Raw genomic sequence first — 736 nt, 5'->3', positions numbered from 1 at the left:
GCGATGGGAGTGCTGGTTCAATTGATTCGCTTGCTTAATGATGCATTAGGCTTAACGAGCGTGCTGGTTTCGCATGATATTACAGAGTCCCTAAGCATCTGTGATCATGCTGTAATCTTGGCTGACGGTGTTGTCATTGGTGAAGGTTCTCCAGAGGAGCTAAAAACCTCAGGCTCTCCGCTGGTAAAGCAGTTTCTTAACGGTTTGCCTGATGGCCCTGTTCCTTTTCATTACCCGGCTACAGATTTTCGTAGCGAATTGTTAGGGTAGCCCATAGTTCCTTCAAGTGTGAGATTAGCTTAGTGATTGATTTTTTTGTTCAATATGGACGTAAGGGAATAGATTTTTGGGCGGCGATGGGGCGTTCGGGGATTTTCTTGCTCCGTGCTATTTTCGGTTTAACGCCAAACCTCAAAGGCTTTCGCCTTCTGGTCAAACAGTTATATCACGTCGGAGTGTTGTCGCTTGTTATTATTATTGTATCCGGCTTGTTTATCGGTATGGTGCTTGCTTTACAGGGCTACAGCATTCTTGTCGATTATGGCTCAGAACAAGCTGTTGGGCAGATGGTTGCCTTAACACTGGTTAGAGAGCTGGGGCCGGTGGTGACAGCGTTACTGTTCGCTGGCCGCGCAGGTTCAGCTTTAACGGCAGAAATTGGCCTGATGAAGGCTACCGAGCAGCTCAGTAGTATGGAAATGATGGGTGTTGACCCCTTAAAGTGCGTTATTGCACC

At 47.3% G+C, this 736-nt stretch carries 1 protein-coding gene and 1 pseudogene; both read left to right on the top strand.

What is annotated here, in order from left to right; all coding sequences use genetic code 11:
- Positions 1-270, top strand: a pseudogene (locus A3756_RS26980) (phospholipid ABC transporter ATP-binding protein MlaF); the annotation flags it as partial.
- A 32-nt stretch (positions 271-302) separates the two neighbouring features.
- Positions 303-736: ABC transporter permease (locus A3756_RS01195; protein WP_231875445.1), on the top strand; the 434-nt coding region annotated here is incomplete at its 3' end.

The organism is Oleiphilus sp. HI0086 (assembly GCF_001635225.1).
Note: the sequence above shows the minus strand (reverse complement) of the source record. Positions and strands in the feature narration are given on the sequence as shown.